This window comes from Corallococcus sp. CA049B (assembly GCF_003611685.1).
GTDB classification, from domain to species: Bacteria; Myxococcota; Myxococcia; order Myxococcales; family Myxococcaceae; genus Corallococcus; species Corallococcus coralloides.
In genome coordinates, this window is sequence record NZ_RAWC01000314.1 from 1 (window position 1) to 7,908 (window position 7,908).

6 protein-coding genes and 1 pseudogene are annotated in these 7,908 nt (G+C 72.1%); all 7 read left to right on the plus strand.

The window, feature by feature from the left end:
• A partial coding sequence (gene glp / locus D7W82_RS36975) for a gephyrin-like molybdotransferase Glp (RefSeq protein ID WP_147439737.1) occupies positions 1–1,236 on the plus strand: 1,236 nt, incomplete at its 5' end.
• Positions 1,233–1,622, plus strand: a pseudogene (mobB, locus tag D7W82_RS42625) (molybdopterin-guanine dinucleotide biosynthesis protein B); the annotation flags it as partial. The gene glp and the pseudogene mobB, both read left to right, overlap by 4 nt.
• 84 nt (positions 1,623–1,706) lie before the next feature.
• Positions 1,707–2,654, plus strand: a complete 948-nt coding sequence (gene fdhD, locus D7W82_RS36980; protein ID WP_370451133.1) for a formate dehydrogenase accessory sulfurtransferase FdhD — start codon at positions 1,707–1,709, stop codon at positions 2,652–2,654.
• 293 nt (positions 2,655–2,947) lie between these two features.
• Positions 2,948–4,420 carry an exopolysaccharide biosynthesis polyisoprenyl-phosphate hexose-1-phosphate transferase EpsZ gene (gene epsZ / locus D7W82_RS36985; RefSeq protein ID WP_120622787.1) on the plus strand — a complete coding sequence of 491 codons (1,473 nt, stop codon included), beginning with the start codon at positions 2,948–2,950 and terminating at the stop codon, positions 4,418–4,420.
• Positions 4,421–4,530: 110 nt separating this feature from the next.
• On the plus strand, positions 4,531–6,084 hold the full coding sequence (gene wzx / locus D7W82_RS36990; RefSeq protein WP_233588165.1) for an exopolysaccharide biosynthesis flippase: 1,554 nt from the start codon (positions 4,531–4,533) through the stop codon (positions 6,082–6,084).
• 14 nt (positions 6,085–6,098) lie between these two features.
• Positions 6,099–6,734, plus strand: a complete 636-nt coding sequence (epsY, locus tag D7W82_RS36995; RefSeq protein ID WP_120622788.1) for an exopolysaccharide export protein EpsY — start codon at positions 6,099–6,101, stop codon at positions 6,732–6,734.
• Between the two features lie 4 nt (positions 6,735–6,738).
• Positions 6,739–7,908 (plus strand): exopolysaccharide export protein EpsX (gene epsX, locus D7W82_RS37000; protein ID WP_120622789.1); only part of this gene is annotated, 1,170 nt, incomplete at its 3' end.

Consider the following 7,908-nt stretch of genomic DNA (forward strand, 5'->3'; position numbering starts at 1 on the left):
CCCGCCGCGCGACTGGCCGCGCTCGATGCCATCGCGCCCGCGGCTCCCGCCCGCCGTCCCTTGATGGAGGCCCATGGCCGGTTCCTCGCCGCTGGCATCGTCGCGTCACGCGCGCTGCCCGGCTGCGACAACTCCGCCATGGACGGGTGGGCCGTGCGCGCCGAGGAGACCCGGGGCGCCAACCGCGACCGCCCCGCGCGCCTGCGCATCGTCGACACCGTCTACGCCGGCCACCTCCCGCGCCGCGCCCTCCAGCCCGGCGAGGCCGCGCGCGTCTTCACCGGCGCCCCCCTCTCCCCCGGCGCCGACGCCGTCGTCCGCCAGGAGGCCGCGCGCCCCACCGACGACGGCACCCACGTGGACCTCTTCGTCTCCGTCGCCTCCGGCCATGACCTGCGCCGCGCCGGCGAAGAGGTGATGCCCGGCACGCCGCTGTTCCCCGCCGGCCAGCGCGTGGACGCCACCGTGCTCGGCGTGCTCGCGTCGCTGGGCGAGGCCACCGCGCTCGTGCGCCCCGCGCCGCGCGTCGCCGTCGTCGCCACCGGGGATGAGCTCGTCCCCCCCGGCCAGCCCGCGGCGCCCCACCAGGTCTTCGAGAGCAACCGCCTCCTCGTGGCCGCACTCGCCCGTGAGGCCGGCGCGGACGTCTTGCACCTGGCCCGCTCGCGCGACGACGAGGCGGAGCTGCACGCGCAGCTGGAGCAACTGGCGCCCCAGGTCGACGTGCTCATCACCACCGGCGGCGCGTCCGTGGGCGACAAGGACTGCGTGAAGCGCGTCCTCACCCGGATGGGCGCGCGCTTCCTCGTGGATGGCGTCGCGCTCAAGCCCGGCAAGCCCGTGGCCGTGGCCCGCCTGGGCTCCACCGCCGTCGTCGTGCTGCCCGGCAACCCCGGCGCCGCCACCGTCGCCTTCGACCAGTTCGCGCGGCCCCTCCTCTTCAAGCACCAGGGCGTCATCGAACAGCGCCGCGTCACCCGCGCCCGCCTCTCCGAGCCCCGCCACAAGCAGGCCGGCCTCACCTACCTGGTCACCGTCGCGGCGCTCGAGACGCGCGAGGACGGCGTCGAACCGTGGGCCCGCCTGCGTCCCCAGGGCGCCGGACAAATCCTCCAGAACGTGGCCGCCCGGGGCTGGGCCGTGCTCCCCGCCGGCCGCGCCGACTTCGCCCAGGGCGAGTCCGTGGACGTGCAGCTCTTCGACTCGCCGGACTTCCACGCCGTGGAGGCCGCGTGAAGCCGGCTCCCGCGCTCGCCCTCATCGGCCACTCCGGCGCCGGCAAGACGACGCTCCTGGAGCGCCTGCTGCCGGAGCTGGCCTCGCGCGGCCTGCGCGTCGCCTACGTGAAGCACTCCTCGGATGCGCACCCGCTCCACCGCCCGGGCAGCGACACCGCGCGCCTGGACGCCGCGGGCGCGGTCCTCACCGGCTTCGCCACGCCGGACGGCACGCAGCTCACCACCCGGCAGCCCCTGTCCCCTACGCACCTCGCTCGCGACGTGGACCTGGTGCTCGTGGAGGGCTGGAAGGACGGCCCCCTCCCGAAGCTGGAGGTGTGGCGCGAGGGCCTGGAAGCCCCGCTCGCGGCCTCGCGCCCCGACGTGCTCGCCCTGGTGACGGACGCCCCCGCGCTCCCGCCCACCGTGGCCTCGCGCCCGCGCGTGCCGGCCACCGTCCGTGCGGTCGCGGACTTCCTCACCGCGTGGCTGCGTGATCAATCCGCGCCGCCGAAGGTCTTCCGTCCGGAACCGCGCGGCGTCACCCACCGCGCCGTGCGCCGCTTCGACGGAGACACCCTCCGTGCGGCCGAGGATGACCGCGTGGCCGTGGAGGAGCCCCTGGAGATCCGCGTGAATGGTGACCCCGTCGCCACCACCATGCGGACCCCCGGCCATGATCGCGAGCTCGCGGTGGGCTTCCTCTTCGCCGAAGGCATCCTGGAAGACGGCGACGACCTGGGCAGCCTCTTCCACTGCGGCCACCCCGGCGAGGAAGGGTACGGAAACGTGCTGGAGGTGGTCCCCGCCGCCGGTGCCGTGCTCGACCTGGAGCGCGTGGAGGCCACCCGCCGCGGCACCCTCACCACCTCCGCCTGCGGCGTGTGCGGCCGCCGCGACGTGGACGACCTGATGGCCACCTGCGAAAGCATCGCCCCGGGCCCCGTCCTCTCCGCCCGCACCGTGGCCCGCGCCACCGAACGCCTGCGCGCCATCCAGCACACCTTCGAGCTCACCGGTGGCGTGCACGCCGCCGCCGCGCTGGATGCCCACGGCGAGCTGCTCGCCGCCCACGAGGACGTGGGCCGCCACAACGCCGTGGACAAGGTGGTGGGTGCCCTGGTCCTGGCCGGCGCGGTGCGCTCCCCGCGCCGGTTGCCCACACCGCCCTTCCCCGCCGCCCCCACGGTCCTCGCCGTCAGCGGCCGCGCCAGCTTCGAAATCGTCCAGAAGGCCGCCCGCGCCCGCATCCCCGTCGTGGTCAGCGTGTCCGCCGCCAGCTCCCTGGCCATCGACCTGGCCCAGCGTGCTGGCGTGACGCTCGCCGCGTTCTCAAGGAACGGCCGCTGCAACGTCTACACCGCGACAGACCGCCTGGAGCCGCAACCCCAACCCTCGGGATTTCCTCATGACTTCCGCCATGACCCAGCCCGGTGAAGGGACAGGCCTCCCACTGTCAGACCGGCATCGTACATGCAGTCGGCGGCACCACCGGGTCACAGGCGAGTCCAGGTGGGATCCAATGACCCCGCCAGACTTCACTGTCCACGCAAGGGAACTCACACCCGACGCCTGGGATGGGTGTCCAAGCTTTCACCTGTTGTCATGTCTTTCTTGCTGAGCAGTGGTTGCGCCGCGACGCAGTATTTGGCAGTCTTGCATTTCCTCCTGGTTAAACTTTTCTAGTCTAGACGGTATCCTCTGCAAGAGCCGAACGTGAGCAGAGGGGGGTGGACACGATGAGCAGTGCGACTGCAAGCGCCGAGGTCAAGGCATCCGAGGCGACGGGGGTGACGGCCGCGGCCGAGGTCACCGATCCGCCGCGCCTGGCTCCTGGCTTCGCGGCGAAGCTGAACCTCACCGTGGATGTGGCGCTGCTGGTGGCGGTGCTGCTGGGCTCCGCCTATATGCGCGGCGGGCTGACGTTCCCCATGAGCTGGGAGCTGCCCAGCATGGTGGTGACGGCGGTGCTGGTGTGGCTCATCACGGGCACGGCGCTGTGCCTGTATGACTCGCGCTTCGCCGAGCGCAGCAAGCTGGACCACGTGGCGCTGGTGTCCGTCACCACGCTGGCGGTGGTGACCATCCAGGCGGTGCTGGAGCTGGCGATGCCCCTGGCTGCCCACGTGGGCCTGGCGCCGCTGCTCTTCGTCTTCTGGCCGGTGGCGCTGCTGCTGCGCCTGGGCGTCTTCCGCCAGGTGGCCTCGCAGGAGGCCCCCACGGAGGAGGTGCTCATCGTGGGCACCGGCGCCATGGGCCGCTACACGGGCGAGGACCTGCTCAAGCGGGGCCGTCACAAGATTCTGGGCTACGTGCGCTTCCCGGAGGACCACGCCTCCGGCGACAGCCTGCCGGCGGACGTGCTGGGGCCCGCGGACGAGCTGGAGCGCCTCTTGCGCACGCTGCCCGTCAGCGAGGTCTACATCGCGGGCAACACGCTCAAGCAGGGCGAGTCCATGCAGGCGGCCATCAAGCTGGCGGAGCGCTTCGGCGTGCCGTTCGCGCTGCCGGCGCACTCGTTCCGCCTGGACCGCGCCCGCCCGGTGGAGTCCCGCGCGGTGGCGGACGGCTACCTGCACTTCGCCGCGGTGGCGCCCAAGCCGCACCAGATGGCCATGAAGCGCCTGTTCGACATCGCGGTGTCCGCGGTGGCGCTGTGGGCCCTGCTGCCGCTGTTCGCGGTGGTGGCCGCCTGCATCAAGCTCACCTCGCGCGGCCCCATCTTCTTCAAGCAGCTGCGCACCGGGCAGCACGGCAAGCCGTTCTACATGCTGAAGTTCCGCTCCATGGTGGTGAACGCGGAGGAGCTCAAGGAGCGGCTGGCCGCGCAGAACGAGCAGACCGGCCCCGTCTTCAAGATGAAGAACGACCCGCGCATCACCGGCATCGGTCGTTTCATCCGCAAGTTCTCCATCGACGAGCTGCCCCAGTTCCTCAACGTGCTCCGCGGTGAGATGAGCATCGTGGGTCCGCGCCCGCCGGTGCCTAGCGAGGTGGCGAAGTACGAGACGTGGCAGCGCCGCCGCCTGTCCGTGCGCCCGGGCCTCACCTGCATCTGGCAGGTGTCCGGCCGCAACCAGATCTCCTTCGAGCAGTGGATGTACCTGGACATGCAGTACATCGACCACTGGAGCCTCACCGGCGACCTGCGGCTGCTCCTGCAGACGGTGCCGGTGGTCATCACCGGTCGCGGAGCAAGCTAGCAACCAGCGTGTGCTCCCGGGCCCGGCGTTGACGCGCCGGGCCCGTTCGTTTTTCCATGGGGCGGGCCTTCCTCCCCTGGCGTGCGCAGCCCCGAAGGCCCGCATCATCCATGACCGTGAACAGTCCGACCTCCCCCTCCGCTGAAGCCGACGACGGCGCCCGTGCGAACGAAGTGCGCGGCGCGGTCCGCAGCACCCTGCAGCTCGGTGGCTCGCTGATGGTGACGTACGCCATCGCGCTGGGCATCCGCGCGCTGATGCCGCGCTACCTGGGGCCGGAGGCGTTCGGTTACTTCAACTGGTCGGAGGCGTTCGCCGCCACGTTCTTCGTGGCCACGAACCTGGGCCTGGAGACGTACATCCGCAAGGAGGTCCCCGTCCGCCCGGAGCACGCGAGCGACTTCTTTGGCACCACGATGCTGCTGCGCCTGGCGATGACGCTCGTCCTGATGGTGGCGCTGGCGCTGGTGCTCCACCACACCGGCGAGCCCCCGGAGGTGCAGCACCTGGTGCAGTGGTTCGCGGTGGCCCAGTCGCTCATGGTCATCAACGCGTCCATGGCCGCGCTGCTGCACTCCAAGGGCAAGGTCGCGGGCCTGTCCGTCTCCAACGTCATCACCAAGATTGTGTGGGGCGGCGGCCTGGCGCTGATGGCCGCGTTCGGCGTGGGCCTGCAGTGGCTGGCCGTGCCCATGGTGCTGTCGGAGGCGGTGAAGCTCGTCATCAGCTGGAAGCTGGCGAAGGAGCACCTGGGGCTGAAGTTCCGCATCGACCTCACCGCGACGAAGAAGGTGATGAAGGCGTGCCTGCCGTTCTTCCTCACCGCGGCGGCGCTGGCGTGCAACGGGCGCACGGACATGTCGCTGTTGGGCAAGCTCGCGTCGAAGGAGGAGGTGGGCTGGTACGGCGGTGCGTTCAGCATCGCGGGGCTCACGTTCCTCATCTCCCCCATCTTCGGCTGGGTGCTGATGCCCATGATGTCGCGCGCGGCGGCCCGCTCCCCGGAGGAGCTGTCCAACCTGACGCGCCGCTCGCTGGAGGGCGTGCTCGCGTTCACCGTGCCGGTGATGATGGCCATGGTGCTGGGCGCGGACCTGTGGGTGCGCCTGATGTGCGGCCCCGGCTTCGAGCCCGCGGCGCTGCCCCTGCGCGTGCTGTCCCCCATCTTCGTGATGGCCTACGTCACCATGGTCAGCAGCATCTGGCTCACCATGTCCAACAAGGAGTGGTGGGTGACGCTGGCGGCCACCATGGGCGCGGTGGTGAACCCCATCCTCAACCTGATGCTCATCCCGTGGCTGTACGGCCGCATCGGCCCGTCCGGCGGCGCCACCGCCACGGCGCTCTCCATGTTCCTCACGGAGGTCATCGTCACGGTGCTCTTCCTCGGCCGCATGGGACGCAACTCCTTCGACCGGCGCTCGCTCCTCATGGTGGCCAAGACGGCCGCGGTGTGCGTGGGCTGCGGGGTCCTGGACCGGGTGCTGTCCGGAGCGGGCATGCAGGCGTGGCCCCGGCTGGGGCTGACGGCCACCGCCTACGTGGTGGGCGTGCTGGGCACCGGCGCGGTGCGCCCCTCGGAGCTGCTCCAGGTCGTGCGCATGGCGAAGCAGCGCGGTGGTAATGGTGCGGAGGTGGCCGTGCCGGCCGCCCCCGCCGCGTGAGAAACTCCAGCGCCATGCCTTCCCGCCCGTCCCGATTCCGCGGTCCCGTCTCCCGCGCGCTCGCGTGCGCCGGGCTGCTCTTCCTGGCCCCCGCGTGCAGCGGCCTGGGCAAGTACACCTGGGTGAACGACTACCAGGAGAAGCCCACCGAGTCGGACGCGGCCTACCGCATCGTCCCCGGCGACGTGCTCAACGTGAAGGTCTTCGGCCAGGAGGCGCTCACCACGCGCGCCAAGGTGCGCGAGGACGGCCACATCAGCCTCACCTTCCTGGACGACGTGGAGGCCGCGGGCCACTCGCCGGCTTTGCTTGCACAGCAGATCCAGACGCGGCTCAAGGACTTCATCAACCACCCCGTCGTCACGGTGTCGCTGGAGGAAGCGCGCCCCATGTCCGTGACGATGCTGGGGGAAGTGGCCAACGTGGGCGCGCACGTGCTGGACCCGGGCGCGACGCTGCTCCAGGCGCTGGGCGCCGCGGGCAGCTTCACCGACTACGCCCACCGCGACCGCATCTTCGTGCTGCGCCGGGACGACCCACAGGCGGAGCAGCCCACGCGCATCCGCGTGCGCTACGAGGACATCATCCGTGGCGAGGGCCGCGCGGCCGCCTTCCGCCTGCGCCCCGGCGACGTGGTGGTGGTGGAGTAGCCGGATGCTGGACGCGGCCCTCGCGAGCCTGTGGCTGGAGGTGGCCTCCGCCTCCGTGACGTACGGCGCCGCGGCCCGCATGGACACCCGCGCGCGCTCCATGGACGCCCAGGCCACCGGCCCGGCCGTGTCCCCCCTGGCGGCGGACGTGGACATCGTCCCCACGGTGGGCCTGAAGTACGACGACGGCAGCGCGGTGGCGGAGGTGCAGTACGCGCCGCGCATCTCCTTCCGCGAGGCCACCACGAACCCGCGCACCGAGGTGCAGCACGTGGGGCGGCTGTTGGGGGACTGGCGTCCTTCACGCGGGCTCACCCTGCACGGCACCCAGGAGTTCGTGCTGGGCCAGGTGAACCTCTTCACCAACCTGCCCCTGGGCGGCGGCCTGGACGACGACCCGGCCGTGCCCGGGGACACGCCGGCCACCCCCATCCAGCCGCTGCCGGAGGGCGTGGACACGGTGTTCTTCCTCTCCTCGCTGACGACGCTGGCGGCGGAGACGGTGTGGCTGGGCCCCGGCTGGCGGCTGTCCGGCAGCGCGGGCTTCTCCGCCAGCGGCGGCCTGGACGACACGGCGAAGGAGGCGGTGCCCTTCCAGTACGGGCCTCGCGCGCAGCTGTCCCTGGGGAACTCCCCCGCGCCCCGGCACACCCTGAGCACCACGCTGGCGTACTCGGACTCGCGCTTCTCCACCGGCGCGCGCGCCACGGTGACGACCCTCACCGGCGCCTGGACGCACCGGCTGGACCGGCGCACGTCGGTGGAGGCCGGGATGGGCGTGGGCGTGGCGTACTCCGTGCGCGCGACGGAGGCGGCCCCCACGGAGGACCCGGACGCGCCCGGGGCCACGCCGTCAGTCGCCTCGGCAGCCCCCTCGGCAGGTGGGAGACGGCTGACGACCCTCCAGGTCGGGGGTGCACCCCTGGAGGACCCGCCGCAACGCCTGGAGCTGCTGCCGGACCTGACGCTGGCGGTGTCCCACCGGGTGCCGTCGCGGACGGCGGACTTCAACGGCCGGCTCGCCGCGCGGGTGACGCCCTTCGTGGACCGGCTGACGGGGCTTGTGTACCCGAGAGCAGACCTGACGTTGAACGGCACCTGGGCGCTGAGCCCGCGCTTCCGGTTCTCCGGGACGGGGGGCGGCGCCTTCGCGGTGGGTGGGGCGGTGGGGGAC

Excerpts from the sequence above, each read along its gene's own strand:
- epsY (WP_120622788.1), top strand. The coding sequence starts at position 6,099 with ATGCCTTCCCGCCCGTCCCGATTCCGCGGTCCCGTCTCCCGCGCGCTC.
- wzx (WP_233588165.1), top strand. The coding sequence starts at position 4,531 with ATGACCGTGAACAGTCCGACCTCCCCCTCCGCTGAAGCCGACGACGGC.